Here is a 19755-nt window from a genome sequence, read left to right as displayed (position 1 = left end):
TTACTTAGCGGCGTTATCCCGTCGCATTATCCGGCGCGTTTTGACTGGCAAGCTTTTGGGCGACATGCGCCGCATGGGCCTGTTTCCAGTAATCGCGATCTTCGTACACCGTCGGGTCTTTGACGCAGGCCAGTTCAAGCGCTTCGCGGCGCTCAACACAGGTGCCACACCGGCCACAATGGGTGTCATGGCCCTTGTAACATGACCAAGTCAAATCGACGGGCACGCCAAGACGCCCGGCTTCAAGGGCGATGTCAGCCTTGGACACGTTCACAAACGGCGTATAAAGCGACACATCCTTGACCCCCTCAAGGGCATGGTTTTGCATCGTGCTAAACGCGTTGATGAAATCCGGGCGGCAATCGGGATAAATAAAGTGATCCCCACCATGTACTGCGGTGGCGACCGCATCGGCACCAGCCGCCGCAGCCGCGCCAAAGGCAACCGCAAGCATGATCGCATTGCGGTTTGGCACCACGGTAATGCGCATGGTTTCTTCGGCGTAATGGCCATCGGGCACGGCAATGTCATCACTGGTCAGCGATGATCCGCCCAAAAGTGCGCCAACAGATGTCAGATCGACAATATGGTGCTTTACGCCAAGATCGCGTGCCGTACGCGCGGCGTAATCAAGTTCCTTTTTATGGCGTTGGCCATAATCGAACGAAATCAGGGAATGCAGGCTATGCTCAGACGCGACCTTATAGGCCAGCGTGACGGAATCCAATCCGCCAGAGCAGACGACAATCGTCTTCATGTGTTTATGTCTTTCGTGTTTTTAACCTGGTGCTACGACAGGGAAGCGAACATCGCTTCAAGGCTGCGCGGTTTGCCATGATGCGTTCTAAAACGCAAGGCAAAACGTCGTTTTTGGCGTTCTGACGGGACGCGGAAGTAAAAATGAACTTCGGTCATTTTGTTGATGTGAATCAGCGCGCGACCGTCAAAATGGTTTTAACATGATGAAATCATTTAGAAGTCCCAAGGAGGTCCTTATGAAAGCACTTCGTTTCCACGCCGCAAAAGATCTGCGCATTGATACGATCGATGAGCCAAAACCGGGCCGTGGACAGGTCAAGATTCGCAACCGCTATGTCGGGATTTGCGGCACCGACCTGCATGAATATCTGCATGGGCCGATTTTCATCCCCGCCGAGGGCGAAAGCCACGTCTATTCCGGTGCCAAAATCCCACAGGTTCTTGGCCATGAATTTGGTGGCGTGATCGAAGAAGTCGGCGAGGGGGTCACAAATGTCAAAGTCGGCGACCGTGTCTCGGTACAGCCGCTGGTGATGGCGCGCGAAGGGGAATATTTCTCGGACCGGGGGCTTTTCCACCTTAATACCGAACTGGCCTTGGTCGGGCTCAGCTGGATGTCGGGCGGCATGTCCGAGGCGGCTGTGGTCAATGACTATAACGTGTTCAAGGTCCCAGAAGCCCTGACCGATCAAGAAGCCGCCTTGGTCGAACCAACGGCTGTCTGTGTCTATGCCTGTGATCGCGGTGGCGTGACCGGTGGGCAGTCGGTGTTTGTCTCGGGCGCGGGTCCGATCGGGATTTTGACCTTGCTGTCGGCCAAGGCCTTTGGCGCGACGCAGCTGTTTGTGTCTGATCTTAATGACACCCGTCTTGAACTGGCCAAGGAAATCCTGCCAGAGGTCATTACGCTTAACCCGTCGCGCGATAATGTTGGCGATGTGATCCGCAGCAAAACGCTCGGCAATGTCGGCTGTGATGTTGCCATGGAATGTGTCGGCAATGAAAAAGCCCTGCAATCCTGTGTCGATGCGGTCCGCAAAGACGGCGTTGTCGTGCAGGTTGGCGTCCATCCGGGCGAGGGTAAGGTCAACTGGTTTGATGTCACGTTCAAGAATATCGATATTCGCGGATCGTGGTGCTATCCGACCTATCTGTGGCCGCGTGTCATGGATCTGATCGCAACCGGCGCCATCCCGGCCAAAAAGGTCGTGACCAAAAACATCAAACTTGATGATGCGGTGACCGAGGGCTTCGACGCGCTGTGTGATCCGGCGGGCGCACACCTGAAAATCCTGATCGACGTCACCTGATGTGACCCGATCAGACCAACCTTCCTTGGTCTGAGGTGAAAAGGGTCCGGGTCGGCTTCCGCGGGTTGACCCGGTTCACGTCAGACACCAAAAAACGCCCCTGCCAATCGGTGGGGGCGTTTTGCGTTCTGGTCTTTGCGTTCTAGGCTCAGGGCTTTGGCCTTTAAGCCTTAAGCGATACCTACCGCGTGCCGCTGAGCACATGGAAGCAAATCGGCACCTGAAAATAATCATCCTCGATATAGGGGGTCAGGACCTCAAACATCGCGGCATTGATCGCGCCCATTTCCATATCGGATGCTTCGCGCAAGATATTGCCAAACAGCATATCCATTTGCGGCTTCCAGAATGCCGCATTGGCCGGAATGCGCCCCGCCGGACTGTGGGTTTTTGCCCAAACGTCTTTAAATCCAGCCGCACTCATGCGCTGGCGTGCCTTTTCAATATCGCCAAAGGAAAACGGATCAAGCCCGGCCTTTTCAAACCCGATACCCAGGATATTGCCCAAAACCGCATCCATGGCGGCAAACACCGGATTATCAATCAACGGCGCCCAGACCATAAATACTGCCCGGCCGTCCCCGCGCAGCACCCGGTGACTTTCGCGCAATGCCAAATCCGGATCATGACAAAACATCACCCCAAACCGGCACGATACCGCATCAAAGGACCCATCGGAAAACGGCAGGTCCTGCATATCCGCCGGGATCACCGAAAGGTTGCTAATACCTTCTTCCTCGGCCCGCGCGGCCAAGCCTGCACACATGTCGGGCACAATGTCGGACGCGGTCACATGGCCTGCAATTCCGGGGGTGTTAGCGCTAACATCGCGCTCCCCCGACAATGCCCGGGCAAACGAAAAGGCCGGCTCACCCACCCCAGATGCCAGATCAAGAACCGCAATCGGCGCATCCCCGCGCGCAGATGCCAGCGCCTGAAGGTCGGCGGCCTTAATCATATGACGATTGATTTTCTCGGCCGCCGGGGCCAGCCGATCCGCCCAATTAATCCAGTCGGCGGAAAGGTTGTGCCATGTCGTCTGGTCTTGATTGATCTGGTTCATCCGAACGTCACCCGAAATGTCGTGTGAAAAAATCTTTCTCTGACAATAGGGGGAAAGATATGGCGAATGAAAGGCCGATTTAGGTCAATGTGTTGCGCGCATGGGATGCTTTTATGCGGTGCTAGCGTAAGTTGCGCAAATGCGTTGCTCACACGCGCTGTTGTCGGGCGTCAATAACCGCATCCTTTGCGAGGTGAAAGGCGCCATGCCCATTCAAAAAGAAGTCAAAACCGCAATCGCACGCCTTGCCAGTGCCGGGGTTCTGATGGCGTGTGCCTGCGTGCTCTATGTCGGGTTCGTTGCCACTTTGTTTGCCGGATTTACCGCCGACATTCAGCGCGACATGCTCAGCCGCGTAATTGGCGCATCTTCGCCAGGCGAGCTAGAACGGACCATTCATCAAAGCTTCCATGAGGCGGAGCTTCGCGACGAAGTCACGCAATTGCGGGCCGGTATCCGCAAAACCAATATGGACGCGCTGGAGAAATTCCGCGATGTATTAACCCTTCGCAACGAGGTGATGCTGGCCTGGTTGCAGGCCTATGATGCCGCGTCAAAATTGCGCACAACCATCACCCAAAACCAATCCCTGTTTGCGCCCGATTTTGTCACCGCCTATCAGCACGGCATGACGGCGGCAGATGATTTTATCGCGCAGTTTCAGCCTCAACAGGACATATCGACCTTTCAGGCAACTGGCGATAAACAGCGCGATGATCCTGATGCGGCCTATGGGTTGCTTGCCGAGGATGGTGCGCGCAGTGTGGCGGCCCTTCGCGGGGCGTTAATAAATCTCGCCTTTACCGGGGCGGATGACGATATCGGCACAACGGTTGTGACCGATTTTGAACAACAGGTACACAACAGGGCCGACACGCTTGGCCAAATGCTTCTGTCCTTTGACGATAAAAACATCCGCGCCCGGATCGAATGGACCAACATCCGGGCGGAGCAAGCACAGGTCGACAAGATTTTGGCCAATATGCAGGCCCGCCTCGACGATATTGCCGATGAACTGGCGCGTGGGGAGGCCCAAAAGAAGATCGATCTTTCCGCCCTTGTCGCCCTGTTTCAAAACCCGATTGGCGCGTTTTGGGCCCATCTGGTGCAATTGCCCACCATCATGCTGACGCTTCTGGTCACGGTTGCCGCCGGAGGGCTGGGGGCTGTGGTCGCGTTCACCCGCCGCAATTTTGGCGATGCGTCAAAGCGCAAAGCTCCAATCCCCGATCCGGCCGAGACCACGGAGCCCATACACACCGCAGATCAGGCAACACCCGCACAGCAGGACGTCGCCCCCGATCCCGCCAAAGCACGACCCAACGCACCTTACAAGCCTCGAAAAGGCCTCATGGCCTCGGCCCGGTTGCTGATGATGACAGGTGAAGGTGTCGCGGCCGCAATTGCGATCTTCCTGTTCGCAGAAGCCGGTATGCTGATGCTGTACCAAGGCGGTCCCAATAGCAGCGGTCAAGTCGATATTAGCCCGTATCTTGTGACCTTCATGGCCTTCGTGTCGGGCTTTATGGCCGAAGACGCCTTTAACCGGATTCAGGATGCCGGGCAAAAGATTTTCAAAATCCGGGATAAAGATGATGTATCGGGGATGGGGCTTTAAGTAGGCTTTGACACGGCAGTCATCAGCACAAAGATTGCGATATTTGCGTTTTCACAAGCTGCCCCCGCCAACCGATCCGCTTTTTTCATCGCAGCGGAACGATGAAGAAGGCGATGCTCAAAACGCAGCAGAATAAGTTGGATTTACAAATTCATCTCGCGATTTGAATTTTATTGAGCAGAAAAAAAGCCCGGTGGATTTTTCCACCGGACTTCTTTCAAAAACAAAGGAAGGATATGTGCTCTGAGCGTGAGTACTACCCGTTCGTCCCGTACCGTGGCGCATTGCGCTGGGCACTGGTGCCGGACTCGGCATAGGCTTGGCTGGCCTGTGCGGTCTGGGTGACCTGCGACTGGAGAACCTGCTCATCACGTTCCGGCGTTGCCGCCTCGGCAGCTTCTTCTGACGCGCTGCTGTTAAACAGCTCGGTCAGGCGCTGCTCCATGCTTTGCAGGCCTTCATTCAGGCGGTTTTCCGTCTCGGAAATGTTGCCGTTGATTTCCTCGTTCAGCGCACCGAGCCCTTCGAGGAATTCGCGCGCATCATCAAGACCGCGCTGAATGCCTTCGCTGGCTTTGTCGAAAATGTCGCGTGCTTCGGCTTCTGAACTTGCATTGGATGCAATCAAATCGCCAACACGGGCCAGAATACGATCGGCCACGGCTTCGGGGGTGTAATCGCTTGGATCAACGCCCTGAATGGAAATGCCGGTCGAAGACAGGCTTTCGTTAATCGCCGAGACGATTTTATCGGCCGACAACATGTTGGTCGATTGGGAAGACAGGGAAATGGACGTCGCCGCCGCAAAGGCCGATGCGCTGTTGGCATCCGTGCCATTTTGGCTCGGCAAATAGCTTGCAGCCGAACGAAGGGCCGTGCTTGACCCGATGCCGGACTGTTGACCAAGTTGTTGGCCGGGTTGCTGGGACGTCAGGCCACCAATGGTAATATCCATAGTCGTCCTCCCTGGACGGAAACTTTAAAATCTGTGCCTGTACATGGCACGTGCGGTATTCGTGCGGTGTTAAGCGCCATCCACCCAATCGCGCGCCACAAACATGTGCGCAATCAACTGGTTGGCAAATAACAACCTCTAATATGGCATGGATGGGCGTAAAAATCCAGTGCTGGCACCAAATTTACCGGTGTTCACCACGCAAAGCCGCCCTGCGTTTGCGGTAGAGGTTGGCATGTGTATCGGGATGGAGTGGCGACCAAAGATGCGTTAAAAATCGCCCTTCCTACGCAGGCGGGAAACTTAACGCGGCATGTTTCCCAACCAAAGATGCCCGCCTGCGTGGGCTGGGCGATATTGTATGGGGTCGGGTCGGAAAAACGTGCGTATTTGCGCCTGTTTCATGTGATCTGATGTTGCACAGCGGCCAAAGCCCGCTTATGAACACAGGTTCAGTATTATATGTAACCCAATTTGGCATGGCAGGCGCGCTTTGATGTTCGCGCCCCAGGCCAACAAACGGGCCCCGATAGGCAGGAGTTGATTGAGCGTGGCGAACTATCAGGAAAGTGCGCGGGAATTCGAAAAGCGTTGGCAGCAATATTGGCGTGAAAACGATACCTATCGCACGCCAAATCCCGGCGATGCCGATTTTGACGCGTCCAAAAAGAAAAGCGTCATCCTTGATATGTTCCCGTATCCAAGCGGGGTGGGCCTGCATATCGGCCATCCGCTGGGCTATATCGCGACCGACGTGAAAGCACGGTTCGAGCGCATGCGCGGCTATAATGTGCTCCATTCCATGGGCTTTGATGCCTTTGGTCTGCCCGCCGAACAGTTCGCCATTCAAACCGGTCAGCACCCACGCATCACCACCGAAGCCAACATCGAAAACATGCTGCGCCAGTTGCAGGTGATCGGCCTTGGCCATGATCCGCACCGTCGTTTTGCCTCGACCGATGTTGATTATTACAAATGGACGCAGTGGATCTTCCTGCAGCTGTTTAACAGCTTCTATGACCCGGCGATGGAATGGAAAGGCCCGCAAGGCCAGACCATTGTCGGCCGTGCCCGCCCAATTGCCGAGCTGCGCCCGCTTTTGGAAAGTGGTGAATGGTTGCTTGATGAAGATGGTGTGCCGCAGTCAAAATCCGTGATTGGCGAAGGAACCAAAGCCCAAGGCAAGGAAATTGATCGCGCGATTGATCGTGGGCGTTTGGCCTATGTCGATGAAGTGCCGGTCAACTGGTGCCCGATGCTGGGCACGGTTTTGTCGAACGAAGAAGTCACCAACGAAGGCAAATCCGAACGCGGTGATTACCCGGTTTATAAACGCCCGCTCAAACAGTGGATGTTGCGCATTACCGATTATGCCGACCGTCTGGTTGCCGACCTTGAAGGACTTGATTGGCCCAACGGCGTTGTTGAAATGCAAAAGGGCTGGATTGGCCGTTCGGTTGGCGCACGCGTTAACTTCCCGGTCACCCGCACCGATGGCATCGAAGACAAAATCGCGGTCTATACCACTCGCCCGGATACCATTTTTGGCGCGACCTATATGGTCTTGGCCCCGGAACATCCGCTGGTGGATCATTTGACAACGGCGGACGCCGCCGATGCGGTCGCTGCATACCGTGAACAAGTCAAACTGGCCGGTCCGGTATCCTCCAAGGACGAAGCCAACCGCGAAAAAACCGGTGTGTTTACCGGTGCCTATGCCACCAATCCGGTAACCGGCGAAGACGTTCCGGTCTGGATTGCCGATTACGTTTTGATGGGCTATGGCACCGGCGCGATCATGGCGGTTCCGGCTGGCGATCAGCGCGACTTTGAATTTGCCCAGAAATTTGATCTGCCAATCAAGGCAACCACCTGCCCAACCGATGCGTGGTTGCGCGCCAATGCCCCGGCGGGATCGGATGATCTTGAAGATGCGGCGTTGTTGTCGCTTTATGAAACGACACCGGGCAGCTTTAAGGTCGCCCAGACCGATACCGGCGATACAATGAATTCCGCCAATGACGAGGTATCTTTGAACGGTCTTTCGACCGCCGATGCCAAGGCCGCTATCATTGAATGGATGGAAGCCAAAAACATTGGCCGGGGCCGTGTGCAGTATAAATTGCGCGATTGGCTGTTCTCGCGTCAGCGTTACTGGGGCGAACCGTTCCCGGTTCTGTTCGATCAGGAAACCGGTCAGGTGCACGGCGTGGCCGAGGCCGCCTTGCCGGTTGTCTTGCCGGAAATGACCGATTTCAAACCGCAATCAAACGAAGACCCGAATTCCGAACCAGAACCGCCCCTTGCCCGGGCCAAGGAATGGATGGAAGTCACCGGGATTGTGCTTTCCGATGGATCGGTTCTGCCGGTTGATGCAGCCGTGGGCACCACCTATGCCCATGATGGCAAGGATTATGAAGTGCGCGCGTTTAAACGCGACGCCAACTCGATGCCAAACTGGGCCGGGTCGTGCTGGTATTACCTGCGGTATTTCGATGCCAATAACGATCAGGCCTTTGCATCTGATGAAGCCGCTGCTTATTGGGCGAATACCACCGATGATCAGGGCAATCCGAAACCGGGTGCGGTTGATCTTTATGTTGGCGGTGCGGAACACGCAGTGCTTCACCTGCTTTATTCGCGTTTCTGGCATAAGGTCCTGTTTGACCTTGGCCATGTGGGAACGCCTGAACCGTTCCAGAAGCTGTTTAATCAGGGCATGATTACCGCCGATGCCTATACCGATACGCGTGGTGTTTACGTTGATATTCACGACGTTGAAATGCGCGATGTCGATGGCAAAAAGCAGCCGTTTAACGCCAAAACCAACGAAGCCCTGATTACCGTTCCGGGCAAGATGGGCAAGCGCTATAAAAACGGCATTCCGCCCGAAGAAATCTGCGATCAATACACGATCGATACCTTCCGGACCTATGAAATGTATATGGGGCCGCTTGATAGCTCCAAACCGTGGCAGTCCGATGCGATTATCGGCATGATGCGGTTCCTGTCCAACGTCTGGAAAGTAACCACCCAGATGGAACGCACCGATGCGGTGGATGGCAAAATCGAAACGCTTTTGCATAAAACCATCGCCAAGGTGACCAAGGACGTGGCCGAGCTTCGCCATAACACCGCGATTGCCGCCTTGATCGAACTGACCAATGCCCTGACCAAACAAAACGCCGTGCATGACGATCATGCCAAGGCGTTGGCTTTGATGGTTGCACCGTTTGCACCGCATCTGGGTGAAGAGCTCATGAGCCGCATGGCTGCGGATGAATTCGGGGCCAAGAAATCGGTGATTAAGTTCGATTGGCCGGAATTTGATGCCGAAAAAGCCAAGGATGATGAATTCGAAGTGCCGGTTCAGATCAATGGCAAAAAGCGTGCATCGGTGATGGTCGCCGCTGGCGCGGATCAGGCAACGGTTGAGGCGCTGGCAAAATCGGATGAAAACATTGCCCGCCATCTTGAGGGCAAGGAAATCGTCAAGGTGATTTACATCGCCAAGCCGACCCCGAAATTGCTTAATATCGTGGTGAAGGGCTAAGCCCTTTATCCCACGGACACAATCAGGCAGGGCGCGTTATCATGACGCGCCCTGTTTTTTTGTTTTATCGGGTTTTGCTGCTGCCTTCTGGGACGCAACCTTTGCGCAGGTTTTCCGCCGGGATATCGCGTTCGACAAGGTCGGTATCGGGCAACACATCACGCCGGCCAAAAATATCGGCCAATGTGCCGTCGCACAGCATGTCATAGATCGCGAGATTAAAGACCTTTTGGTTTTCAATCCCGGCGCGGTCCGCCTGAAACAGGGCGAATATATTTTCGGTGGTGGCCGCATCCTCGGCGACATCAATCGCGTCGGTAAGGCCCAGTTGATCGCGCAAATAAAAGCCCGAAAAACGCTCAATAATCGCGGCATCAAGCCGTTTGGTGCCCAGCATATTTAACAGCGACTGATCGCTTGGCACACGTTCAAAATGGACACCCTTCATTTGGGTGATCGCAGGCGGATAGGGATAGGGCGAAAGACCAACTTGATGCCCGGCCAGATCACTTAGGCCTTGAATGATACGGCCTTCAAACTGGTCGCGATTATAGAAAATCAGGTTTTCCCGCACGTAAAACGGTGCGGATGTGATGGAAACCGGAAGCGCGCTGAGCGACGGGAAAGTGCCAAACGCGTCATAGTCCCCATCGGCAAAGGCCTGCGCAGCACGGCGCGGCGGGACGACATCAATCACAATGTCCCGGTCAATGCGCGTGGCGAGTTCCTGATACAAGTCGATGAAAATGCCGCGATCGGGGCTTTCGGCCATCAGCGGGATATAGGGCAGCACGATTTTGATGGTGGGTTTGGATGGGGTGGTTGTCCCTGATGTAACCGGTGCCTCTGATGTATCAAGCGCCTCTGATGCCTTTGATAGCTCAGAGCGGTCCGACGCCTGATCCGCGCGGGCTTGATTGGTGCTGGTCGCGGCGATCAGGGCTGTGCCCAAGGCCAAAACAGCCAAGAAAATCAGATGATGAAAACGGGGCAGAAATGAAAGCATGAATAACCGGCTGATTCTAAACGGCGTTTAACCTAGCACATATTTTTTGTTTGTCCGACGCCGTTGCGTAATCCTCTTTTATTGACGATTACCGGTGGTCTGGCTAGAAGTCTGGCATGAACTTTATTTCAAGGGTTGAGCAATGAGCCACGGACGCAAGATTTCTGTTATTGGTTTGGGGTATGTTGGGTTGCCGGTCGCGGTGGCTTTTGGAACCTCGATTGGGCGGACCGTTGCCTTTGACATTAATACCGCGCGCATTGCGCAGCTTAAAGCCGGTCATGATGCAACCGGCGAAGTTGATGATCATGAACTGGCGGCGGCTGACCTCTTGCTCAGTGACGATCCCAAGGATTTGGCCAAGGCCGATTTCCATATCGTCACCGTTCCAACCCCGATTGACAGTTCCAACCGTCCGGATCTTTCCCCACTTCGCTCGGCATCGAAAACCGTTGGCGCCATTTTGAAAAAGGGCGACATCGTTGTTTATGAAAGCACGGTCTATCCCGGTGCCACCGAAGAAGAATGCGTACCGATCCTTGAAGAACTTTCTGGCTTGAAAGCCGGGACTGATTTTACGGTTGGTTATTCGCCCGAACGCATTAATCCGGGCGACCGCGAACACCGTTTCACTACCATCACCAAGGTGGTGTCGGGCCAGGATAAGGCGACCCTTGATATCGTGGCCGATGTTTATGGCAGCGTTGTCACAGCCGGCATTCACAAGGCGCCAACCATTAAGGCCGCCGAGGCCGCCAAGGTGATTGAAAATACCCAGCGTGATTTGAACATTGCGCTGATGAATGAATTGTCGCTGATCTTTGACCGGGCCGGCATTGATACCCGCGATGTGCTTGAAGCGGCGGGGACGAAATGGAACTTCCTGAAATTCACGCCGGGTCTTGTTGGCGGGCATTGCATTGGGGTTGATCCCTATTACCTGACCCACAAATCAGAAGAACTTGGCTATTACCCGCAGGTGGTTTTGGCCGGGCGTCGGGTGAATGATGGCATGGGCGAAGTTGTCGCCAATAAAGTCATCCGTGCTTTGCTGCGCGAAGGGGCCACCAAAAACCCGACCGTGACGGTTCTTGGCCTGACCTTTAAGGAAGACGTGCCTGATATCCGCAATACGCGTGTGATTGATATCATCCGTTCGCTTGAAGAAGCCGGGATCACGGTTCAGGTGCATGACCTGCATGCGGATACAGACGAAGTCGCGCATGAGTTTGACGGTCTTAAACTTCATGGTGACGATGACCTGAAACCAGCCGATGCGCTGGTGCTGGCAGTATCGCACAAGGAATACGTCACCAAGGGCTGGCCGCTGGTGCAAAGCTTGCTAAAAGATGGCAAGGGTTTTGTTGCGGATGTGCGTGCGGTTTTGCCGCGTGATGCGGTGCCGGCCGATATCGACCTTTGGCGTCTGTAAACCGATATAATCGGCCTGATTATTCATTTTTGGTGAAGATTAAGTTCGCGCTGCATTTTCTTGCTTAGCCCTTTGGAAACAATGCGGTGCGAACTTTCGATGTGACTTTTAAGGTCATCATCATCAAGCCCCGGCTCGTCAAAATGCTGAATCCATTTCATCCCCCGCGATGCCAGATAGGGTGCGGGGCGCAGGCCGGGTTGATCTTTTAAGACCTCGTAACCGATTTCTGATGTTTTAAAGGTGATGCCAAGCGTATCGGTCTTGGTCCAGCCGGCAATGGCAAACACCTTGGTGACGGTTTTACCATCCACCGTGCCGCCAACCTTCCACACATCCGCACCCCCCCACTGCACCACATGGCTGGTGTGGGGCAGGGATTTGCAAAACGCATTGAACTCATCGCGGGTCATCGGAAGTTATCCGTCTTGTTCTTGTTGCTGGGCATGGGCAGGCGCGGGTTGGTCTTTACAGATTTTATCAATTACGTCGTAAATGTCGCGGGTAAAACGATCCAAGGTGAAATCGGTTTCGCACATCTGGCGCGCGGCCTTGGCCATCGCGTCTGTTTGATCGGGAGTGTTGATCGCCTGGGTGATCGTCTTTGCCAAGCTATTTGGATCATTAGGTTCGCAGAGCCACCCGGTTTCGCCAGCCCGGACGAATTCTGGCAGGGTGGCGATATTGCTGGCGATCACTGGCACGCCTGCGGCCATGGCTTCTAACACCACAAGCGGCTGGGCTTCGTTGGGGTAATTGCTGGGAAAGACAAACAAATCGACCGCGTTAAACAGGGCCATGCGCTGATCGGCATTGACCGGGCCGTGATAGGCCGCGATGTCGGCAATGCCATGGTCGTTCAGCATGGAGTGCAGTTCTTGTGCACTTATGTCGCCCGGTGCCCCGGCAATGTCGAGGGTGACAGCGATGCCATTCTTGATCACGGCGGCGGTTGCTTTGATCAGGGTTTCGATGCCCTTGGCGCGAAACAGGTTGGAGAGATAAAGAAGCCGAACGGGATGATGCAGGGGGCGTTTTGCCATCGTTTGCGCGGCAAAGGCGGTGGTGGGCAGCGCATTCGGGATAATGAGCTTGTTACACGAGAGACCTTCGAGTTCGGGCAGCAACCGCGCGCCCAGTACAATCGCGGTTTGACCGGCAAAAACCAAACGTTGCAGGCTTGCAATAAGACGGTTTTGACGCAGCTTTGCCAAGCCACGCCCATGCAGATGCAAGATTGCCGGGACGCCAAACAGCTTTGCTGTGAGCACGTACAGACAATCGCGGTAAAATGCGGCGCCGCTGGGCGCAAAGCAAATGTAAAGCACGTTGGCACGCGGCAGGTGGCGGGCCAGTTTGACCCAAAGCCACATGGCGATGGCGACTTTGCGCAGCGAGAATTTTGCAATGTTGCCGAGGTCTTTGCCAAAGCGCATTTCAAGTACGGTTAAGTCCGTGCAGCGCGTAAGGGCATCCACCGCATGCTGGTTCATTGCCGCCGCCCCATGTATGGGTGGGGGGAGTTGGACCATGGCGATGCATTTGGGTTGGCGGGGTGATTGTGAAACCGGCGAATGGATCTGATCGCGATGGCGTGCCAATACCTGATCACGGGTTTGGTGGTAAAGCTTTGGGGGGAATCTGACAAAAGAAACGGGTTTTGGGATCAAGGTTGCGATCAATCAAAACGGTTCGCTGTTGGATAAGTGTGGCCCCAGCCTGTGTCACCGTGCGCAGATAAAAATCAAGATCAATGCAGCACGCAAGATCAGGGTCATATCCCCCGGTACGTTCCCAAACAGATTTGTCAAAAGCCAGCGTGGAATGATGCAGCGGGTTGCTGCGATAGAGGCGCTTGGCGGAAAGATGCCGACGGTTCATCGGCCATAACCAAGGACGATCAGAGGTGGCCCGGCCAAAGAGCAGGCAGTTGGGTTGCTTGAGCAGGAATGCAGTTTGCGCCGCCAGTCGACCGGGCAGGGAAAGGTCATCGACGTCCTGGATGGCGATGAGTTTGGTTGGGGCGGCTTTGATCGCGATGTTGAGGGCCGCACCGCGCCCTATTTTGCCGGGCGTGAGGAGATGGATGCGGGGGTCGTTTGCAAGGTTTTGGGGTAGGTAAACGGGGTGTTGGGAGCCATCATCGACGATCACGGCAAAGTCCTGAGCGCGTAAGTTTGCCGTGAGGTTGGCAAAGAACCGATCCCGGAAACCATCGCCATCGCGGATGGTGGTGATGATCGTCATCGCATCCGTGATGTCATCGGTCATGCCATCCGTCATGGACAATTCCCCCAGCAAATGCGCAACGCGACGTGATTGGCGTTGGGGGCGGTGATCATGCGCGCCGGACCGGCAGCGGTGAAGTGGGTGGGGTCGCTTAAGATAAGGTCATGATCGGCCCGGAAAGTGATGCCCAGTTCTGGCGCGTTCAGCTGATTTGGCGTGGCTTGGATCAGGGGTACGTGGTGATGCACCAAGAGGCGCAGCAGATCGCATTTGGTTGCGATTTCGTCTGTGATTGTGATTTCGTGATCATTAAACGTGATGGTGCGTGTTCCCGAAACGCGCGCCAGTTTGAAGGTAATTTCGACCGTGTCAAAGAGCTTGAAGGTCCTGCGGATGTGGGCAAACTGCGTGCCATCGATGCTGGCGGGAAGGGGGACGGATGATGGGCCATATAGGCTGTTGGCGTCTTCCTCGCCGCCGGTGGGAGCAAAGAGAAGCGTGGCGTTGGTGCCGGTGCCCGAAAGCACAACGGGACAGGGAGTGATATCAAAACTGTGTTTGCCGAGTGGACACATTTGCGCCTGATAGGCAGGGCCGGAAAAGATGCTGATCGGGGATGTGATGAGATTGGGCAAGGATGGTTGCGGTTTGGGTTCGGTTGTGCTGGTTGCGACCTTTAAAAGCCAATAGCCGGCAAAGGCGAGATAATCATCATGGCGGTTATAGCCGTACCAGCCCGGTGTTGCCGGATTGGCGGGGCCTAGATCATCGGGCAGCGGGTTTTGCGCAAACAGATTAAGTGGCAAGGTTCCGGTGGTCAGCATTGCTGTTTCAAGCCGAAACAGGATCGCATCCGCCGCATGGTGAAAGCCATGCTGGGCCAGCGCGTATAACGCACATACCGCGCCAAAGCTTTGCCCCGCCCCACGGCCCAAAAGGTTGGGGTAACCATGGTCATCGCAGAGGTCAGCAATCAGCGCGGTCGCCTGGGCGGCAATTTTTTGATGGGCGGTTTTAGGGCTGTCGGTCAAAAGGGCGGCGCAAAATGCGTGATATTGCCCGGAAAAACAGGACGGCCGATCCCAGAAAAGGGGGGCGAGCCAATAGTGCTGTCGGATAAACGTCCAGCGCAGCCAATTCATGAAACGGCGCGATTTGCCGGCGCCGTGTTTTTGCGAAAGTTGGCCGTTGATCAGGCCAAGCATTTGCCAATTGGCAACATCGGGCGATTGGGTGGGCGCGTCGCGCAAGATGGCGGTCCGGCGTGCGCGGTAAAGGCCCGGTATTTGCCACAGGGCATATTCGATAAATTCACGGTGGTAACGTCGGTCTTGGTGTTCGGTTTCAAGGGCGGTCAGGGCGGTTTCGATTTTGGCGGCGTAGTGGCTTGGATCCAACTGTGCCCAAAGGGCGGCGGCAAAGGCCGGGGCGTAGAAGCTGTGTTGGGGGAACGCGCCGTTGGGCTGTTGGCGGTCGGCCAACTGATCGGCAATCAGACGGGCCAAGCGCAGGCTGCGCTCCTGAATGCCGGTCCTTTCAATGTTATTTGCAGCATTGTTTGTTAGCGGAAGCGGCATGTCACCCCCAACCACAATGTATCGCCGGGCGATAGCCGATTAAGCGGCACGGCCTGAATTTCCGGGCAGTGTCGCCCCATGCGTTCGCGCAACCGCCAGAGCATTTTTTGGCCACCGGGCATATCCCATAGAGCACGTGATAGGCGATCCGGCGCTGTCAGGGTAAAGAACCGATTGGCCCACCGCAGCCAGACATGATCAACGGGGGTTGTCGGCAACAACCGTGCATGAACAATCCAGTGATCACCGCGATCACGCAAATAAAGATAGGGGGCAAAGCGCCCGGCCCCGTCATAGGTATCCAACGTGATGATGATTTCGCAGCCATCAGTGCCAATCAGGCGGACATCGCGTGCCCGATCAATGGGGTGAAGCCGGTATATGTCGCGATCACGGTGGCGATAGGTTTTTCCGGCGATTTTGCCATGGGAAATCGCATGTTTATCAAACACCATGCGCAACACGGCGTCTTGCAGCGGGGCATGGTCAAGGGCGGTGAATTGCGCACTGGCCGAAATGGTGGTGGGTGCAGTTTGCGCGGTACGCAACGAGCTGTGCCAGCGCCCTTGTTCAAGTTGCCAGATGTTGTTGGTGACATGCGCTTTGCGCGGGGTGTCGGTCAGGGTTGCGAAGGAATGACGATCTGAAAACTCAATGCCCCACATGCCAAATGTCATGTCGCCAAATTTCCCCGAGATCAGGCGATGATTTCGAATGTCTGTGTGAAGCTGGGGTGCCGTCATGATGTTGCCACCCGTCGCACATGTTGCCGGTTGCAGAGATAAAGCAGGCCCAATACGACGCCCAAACGAAGCTGCATAAAGACAAGGACTTCCTTCGCGTCGGTGGGGCTTGTTAAAAAGGCGGCACTGACGAGTAACCCGCACAGGCAAAGCCAGCCAACCCACATGGCAGCGGGGTTTTCTTGCAAGATCAAGATATGTCGGCTGAGCAAGGCCAAAAGGACCGGCCATAGCGCGCCGGTTTGAAGAAGGCTGATCAGCTCATCGCTTGGGTCGGTATAGATCACACCCGCAACCAAACCGGGCCAGACCCACAGCAGCAAACTTGCGCCAGCCATCGGGCCCAAAAGCCAAATATCGCGCAAATGGTCGGACTGCTGTTTGGCGAAAAGCGCACTTGAAATGGCTGCTAAAAAGGCTGCGCAGATCAGGAAAACCCGCTGAGCGAGGAATAGGGTGCTGTCAGATGCCAACAGCACAAAATCCAGATTGGGCAAAAGTCCGGCAAATAAGGTAAAGCCGATCAGACCAAAGCACGCTTGCCACGATGGTGTAGGCGCAGGCGATGGTCGTTTGGTTTGTTGGGGTGTTGCGGCCTGTGTTGGGAGGAAGGCAAAAACAATGGATGCCACAAAGCTTGCGATGGAGATGGTCGGCGCAACCGCGAACAACAGATGCGGATCGCCAAATAGCGCAGCACTTGTTGCGATGATGATCCCGCTGGTTTGCGCGACCAGTGCAATCACGCTGAACCGTGAAAATTCAGTCCGCGCGGAGATCACCCAATCTGGTGACAGGGCGGCGGTGATGGGTATGAGTAACAGCGGCCAATATTGGCCAAGAGGTGCGATGTCACCATTCGTTTTGAAGGTAATCCACAAGACTGCCGTCAGCGCAATCAGTACGCGCAAGCCAACAAAGGCCAATGCCCAATGATGTTTTTGCGCCTGTTGTAATCGAATTAAAAGCGGTCCTGTGCCCGCCTGGGCGCAGGTTACGCCAAGGCCAATGATGGCGAGCATATTGAAATAGCTGCCAAGCTGATCAGCGGCAAAGCCGTGACCAAGGATCAGAAGGATCATCATGCCGCCCAATCGGGCGGTCAAATTGGCGGCGATCAGCCAAACGGGGTACAGGCTTTGCGTGATCCTATCCATGGCGCGACAGCAGTTGTTCATAGGCAAGTTCCACCCGGTTGCCATAGCCGGGCATAAGGGCGTTTTTGATCTGCTTTCGCGCGGCATCGGCGATGGTTTGGCGCAGGGTGGGATTGTTGATCAGGGTGGTGACAGCGGTAATGAGCGCCACGGGATCACGGGGTTCAATGATCAGGCCGCTGGTATGATCAATAACCGGGCTTCCGGCGTCATGGGTTGTGATGACGGCACAGCCAGCCGCCATGGCCTCCATCGTTGCCAAACTGCTGCCTTCGGACAGGCTGGGGAAGGCAAAGATGTCCGCGCCGAGCAGATGTTTGGCGACTTCTGATTGGGGTAAAGGACCAAGCCAGCGACAGCCAGCGGGCAGGTTTTGAACTATGCCCTTGGCGCATGGTTGCGCACGACCGATGAGGGTTAGGCTGATTTTCTGGCCCTTATCATCGCTTTGAAAGCTGGCATGCAAGGACCGCCATGCATCGAGCAAGGCCGGGATGCCCTTGGCGATGGAGATATTGCCGACATAAAGCAAGCGGATGTCGGTATCGGTGCGTTTGGGGCGGGGGGATTGCAGCAATGTCTGACACTGAGGCGCGATAAACGGGATATGGAATATTTTGTTGGATGCGATGCCGCATTTTAAAAGCCCGTCAATCACGGTGTCGGACGGGGCAAAAACGGCATCGGCAAAATGCGCCTCGGCAATGCGGCGGCGGGCAAGGAAATTTGAAATTTCGCGGTAGGTGCGGCCATGTGCCTGATAGGTGGTGGCAAGTTGGTCATGGCGGATCGGGGCCAGTTGCCCGGTCACATCAGAAATCGTGATCATGCCGTGTTTCTTTGCGCGGCGCATGGCGGGCAGGCTGTAATTTCCCTGCCCATGTAAAATGCGCGCCGATGGCAAATGCGACGCAGCAAGCAGTGATAAGGGGATGTCGGAATAAAGGGTATGGGCGGGAAGATGCAGGTTGCGGGCTGCCTTGCCCAGCATATCGGGCAGCAGATGACGCCCGGGAATGGTGGCAAGTTCAGGAGCGACTTTCCGCGCCGGTGGGCAGATCAGACCCGTGCCATCATGACGCCAAAAGCTATCCCAGCGGGCCAGTCGGTTGTTTTGGGCCAGATGGCTCGCAAGGACGGCAAATTGATCGATCCTTCCGATCATCCAGATGTCCGGGGTTTGGGAAATTGGATTTGTCTTAAGCGCCTTTTGCATGGTTTGGCTCATGCGGCGTTGCCAATCCGATGCCGGGCCATATCGGCGGCCTGCCAAATCGCGGCGGCATGATGGGCGGCGGTGTTATCGGTGATCTTGGCCGATTGCGCGCGGCGTATCTGGTTCCAATTGTCTGGATCATTTAACAGCTTTTGGCAGGCGGTTGCCCAGTCGGCAGGCGCATCGGGGCTGTGGATTTCGGCTGGTGCCATGACATCAACCGCGCATCCGACTTCGGTGCTGGCAAGAACAATCGCACCGCAGGCAATCGCATCAATCACCGCAACGCCGTAGGCGTCATTATGGCTGGGAAACAGGCAGAGTTTTGCCCGTGTCAGGAATTCCGGCAACTGGTCGGGCGGCAACAGTGGATGGATATCGGTGATATCAGAAAGCCCCAAGGCTGCGACCTGTTGCGCGACCGTTGAGGGTTCAAGCGCGCCAACAATGCCGACCTTGCGAAGAGCGCCTTGGGATTTAAGCATCCGGGCAGTGTGCAGGAAGGTTTCAAACCCCTTTGGCGTGGTGGTGCGCCCACACCATAAAAGGTCGTATGGACGTTGGGCAAAGCGGCGTTGGTCAAAGTCGGGGAGGTCGGTATTGGGCGGGGTGAAAGATGTTGGAATCGGCGCGATTGTGATGTGGTTGGCGGGAACTCCAAATGCCTCAAACCACTGTTTGCCGCGTGTGCCGGCCGCGATAAATCCGTCGGCCTGTTTGATCATGGCTCGGCGTACGAACCGCCGTGCTATGTTGTCATAGGCACTGTCGGAGCCATGCCAGCCGTCAAAATACAGAACGGTTGGTATGTAGTGCTGTTTGGCCCAGTTTTGCGCGCGCCACATGGTGGGGCCAAAGCCCGATAAAATCAGCACATTTGGCGTGATGCGCAACAGAGTGCGGGTGAGGCCAAAGTTAAAAGAGAGCCGGCGGTTTTCGCCAAGCGGGACGCGAATGCCAGGCAAAGGATGGCAATGAAATTGTACGGGTTTTGTCGGCCAGATGTGTTGGGTTTCGTTGGGATCGGTGCAGATGACATGGCATGATCCCGCAACCGATTTTGCACGTGCCGCCAGCGCGTTAAACGCCGCCCGGCGATAGGGAGCAACAAGGTTGGTCAGAAGTGCAATCTTCACG

16 protein-coding genes are annotated in these 19755 nt (G+C 55.5%); 4 read left to right on the top strand and 12 right to left on the bottom strand.

Annotated features, from left to right (window positions below):
• Window positions 1–13 precede the first annotated feature (13 nt).
• A complete protein-coding gene (queC, locus tag HCZ99_RS06750) occupies window positions 14–757 on the bottom strand; it encodes a 7-cyano-7-deazaguanine synthase QueC (protein ID WP_167446193.1) in 744 nt (247 codons plus the stop codon).
• Window positions 758–995: 238 nt separating this feature from the next.
• On the opposite strand from queC, the gene HCZ99_RS06745 reads away from it, so the two are divergent.
• Window positions 996–2069 carry a 2,3-butanediol dehydrogenase gene (locus HCZ99_RS06745; protein ID WP_167446192.1) on the top strand — a complete coding sequence of 358 codons (1074 nt, stop codon included), beginning with the start codon at window positions 996–998 and terminating at the stop codon, window positions 2067–2069.
• A gap of 181 nt (window positions 2070–2250) precedes the next feature.
• On the opposite strand, the gene HCZ99_RS06740 is transcribed toward HCZ99_RS06745, so the two are convergent.
• Window positions 2251–3132 carry a class I SAM-dependent methyltransferase gene (locus HCZ99_RS06740; RefSeq protein ID WP_167446191.1) on the bottom strand — a complete coding sequence of 294 codons (882 nt, stop codon included), beginning with the start codon at window positions 3130–3132 and terminating at the stop codon, window positions 2251–2253.
• 205 nt (window positions 3133–3337) lie between these two features.
• Between HCZ99_RS06740 and HCZ99_RS06735 the strand changes: the two genes are divergently transcribed.
• The gene (locus HCZ99_RS06735) at window positions 3338–4750 is read left to right on the top strand and encodes a hypothetical protein (RefSeq protein ID WP_167446190.1); all 1413 of its coding nucleotides are present in this window, start codon (window positions 3338–3340) and stop codon (window positions 4748–4750) included.
• Window positions 4751–5006: 256 nt separating this feature from the next.
• Here HCZ99_RS06735 and HCZ99_RS06730 read toward each other — a convergent pair whose 3' ends face one another.
• Entirely contained in the window at window positions 5007–5705 is a 699-nt protein-coding gene (locus HCZ99_RS06730; RefSeq protein WP_167446189.1) for a DUF5610 domain-containing protein, read from the bottom strand.
• 550 nt (window positions 5706–6255) lie between these two features.
• On the opposite strand from HCZ99_RS06730, the gene HCZ99_RS06725 reads away from it, so the two are divergent.
• A complete protein-coding gene (locus HCZ99_RS06725) occupies window positions 6256–9258 on the top strand; it encodes a leucine--tRNA ligase (RefSeq protein ID WP_167446188.1) in 3003 nt (1000 codons plus the stop codon).
• Window positions 9259–9322: 64 nt separating this feature from the next.
• On the opposite strand, the gene HCZ99_RS06720 is transcribed toward HCZ99_RS06725, so the two are convergent.
• On the bottom strand, window positions 9323–10264 hold the full coding sequence (locus HCZ99_RS06720; RefSeq protein ID WP_167446187.1) for a substrate-binding periplasmic protein: 942 nt from the start codon (window positions 10262–10264) through the stop codon (window positions 9323–9325).
• 142 nt (window positions 10265–10406) lie between these two features.
• On the opposite strand from HCZ99_RS06720, the gene HCZ99_RS06715 reads away from it, so the two are divergent.
• Window positions 10407–11696 (top strand): nucleotide sugar dehydrogenase, encoded by a 1290-nt coding sequence (locus tag HCZ99_RS06715; RefSeq protein WP_167446186.1) that lies wholly within the window; start codon window positions 10407–10409, stop codon window positions 11694–11696.
• A gap of 23 nt (window positions 11697–11719) precedes the next feature.
• On the opposite strand, the gene HCZ99_RS06710 is transcribed toward HCZ99_RS06715, so the two are convergent.
• From HCZ99_RS06710 to HCZ99_RS06675, 8 genes are all read right to left on the bottom strand, one after another.
• Window positions 11720–12109 carry an MmcQ/YjbR family DNA-binding protein gene (locus tag HCZ99_RS06710; RefSeq protein WP_167446185.1) on the bottom strand — a complete coding sequence of 130 codons (390 nt, stop codon included), beginning with the start codon at window positions 12107–12109 and terminating at the stop codon, window positions 11720–11722.
• A 6-nt stretch (window positions 12110–12115) separates the two neighbouring features.
• Window positions 12116–13189: a glycosyltransferase family 4 protein gene (locus tag HCZ99_RS06705; RefSeq protein WP_167446184.1), complete on the bottom strand. Its 1074-nt coding sequence runs from the start codon at window positions 13187–13189 to the stop codon at window positions 12116–12118.
• A 115-nt stretch (window positions 13190–13304) separates the two neighbouring features.
• Complete coding sequence (locus HCZ99_RS06700) at window positions 13305–13979, bottom strand: glycosyltransferase (RefSeq protein WP_167446183.1); 675 nt, start codon at window positions 13977–13979, stop codon at window positions 13305–13307.
• Window positions 13976–15502 (bottom strand): hypothetical protein, encoded by a 1527-nt coding sequence (locus tag HCZ99_RS06695; protein WP_167446182.1) that lies wholly within the window; start codon window positions 15500–15502, stop codon window positions 13976–13978. Before HCZ99_RS06695 ends, HCZ99_RS06700 begins: the two co-directional genes overlap by 4 nt.
• A complete protein-coding gene (locus HCZ99_RS06690) occupies window positions 15487–16245 on the bottom strand; it encodes a hypothetical protein (protein WP_167446181.1) in 759 nt (252 codons plus the stop codon). The genes HCZ99_RS06695 and HCZ99_RS06690 overlap by 16 nt, the downstream gene beginning before the upstream one ends.
• Window positions 16242–17423, bottom strand: coding sequence for a hypothetical protein (locus tag HCZ99_RS06685; protein ID WP_167446180.1), 1182 nt, complete (start codon window positions 17421–17423; stop codon window positions 16242–16244). The genes HCZ99_RS06690 and HCZ99_RS06685 overlap by 4 nt, the downstream gene beginning before the upstream one ends.
• Window positions 17395–18630, bottom strand: coding sequence for a glycosyltransferase family 4 protein (locus HCZ99_RS06680; RefSeq protein ID WP_254869499.1), 1236 nt, complete (start codon window positions 18628–18630; stop codon window positions 17395–17397). The genes HCZ99_RS06685 and HCZ99_RS06680 overlap by 29 nt, the downstream gene beginning before the upstream one ends.
• The gene (locus HCZ99_RS06675) at window positions 18627–19754 is read right to left on the bottom strand and encodes a glycosyltransferase family 4 protein (RefSeq protein ID WP_167446179.1); all 1128 of its coding nucleotides are present in this window, start codon (window positions 19752–19754) and stop codon (window positions 18627–18629) included. Before HCZ99_RS06675 ends, HCZ99_RS06680 begins: the two co-directional genes overlap by 4 nt.
• Between the last annotated feature and the right edge of the window lies 1 nt (window position 19755).

The sequence above is a fragment of the Thalassospira lucentensis genome, from assembly GCF_011806425.1.
In the GTDB taxonomy this organism is placed as follows: Bacteria; Pseudomonadota; Alphaproteobacteria; order Rhodospirillales; family Thalassospiraceae; genus Thalassospira; species Thalassospira lucentensis_B.
Note: the sequence above shows the minus strand (reverse complement) of the source record. Positions and strands in the feature narration are given on the sequence as shown.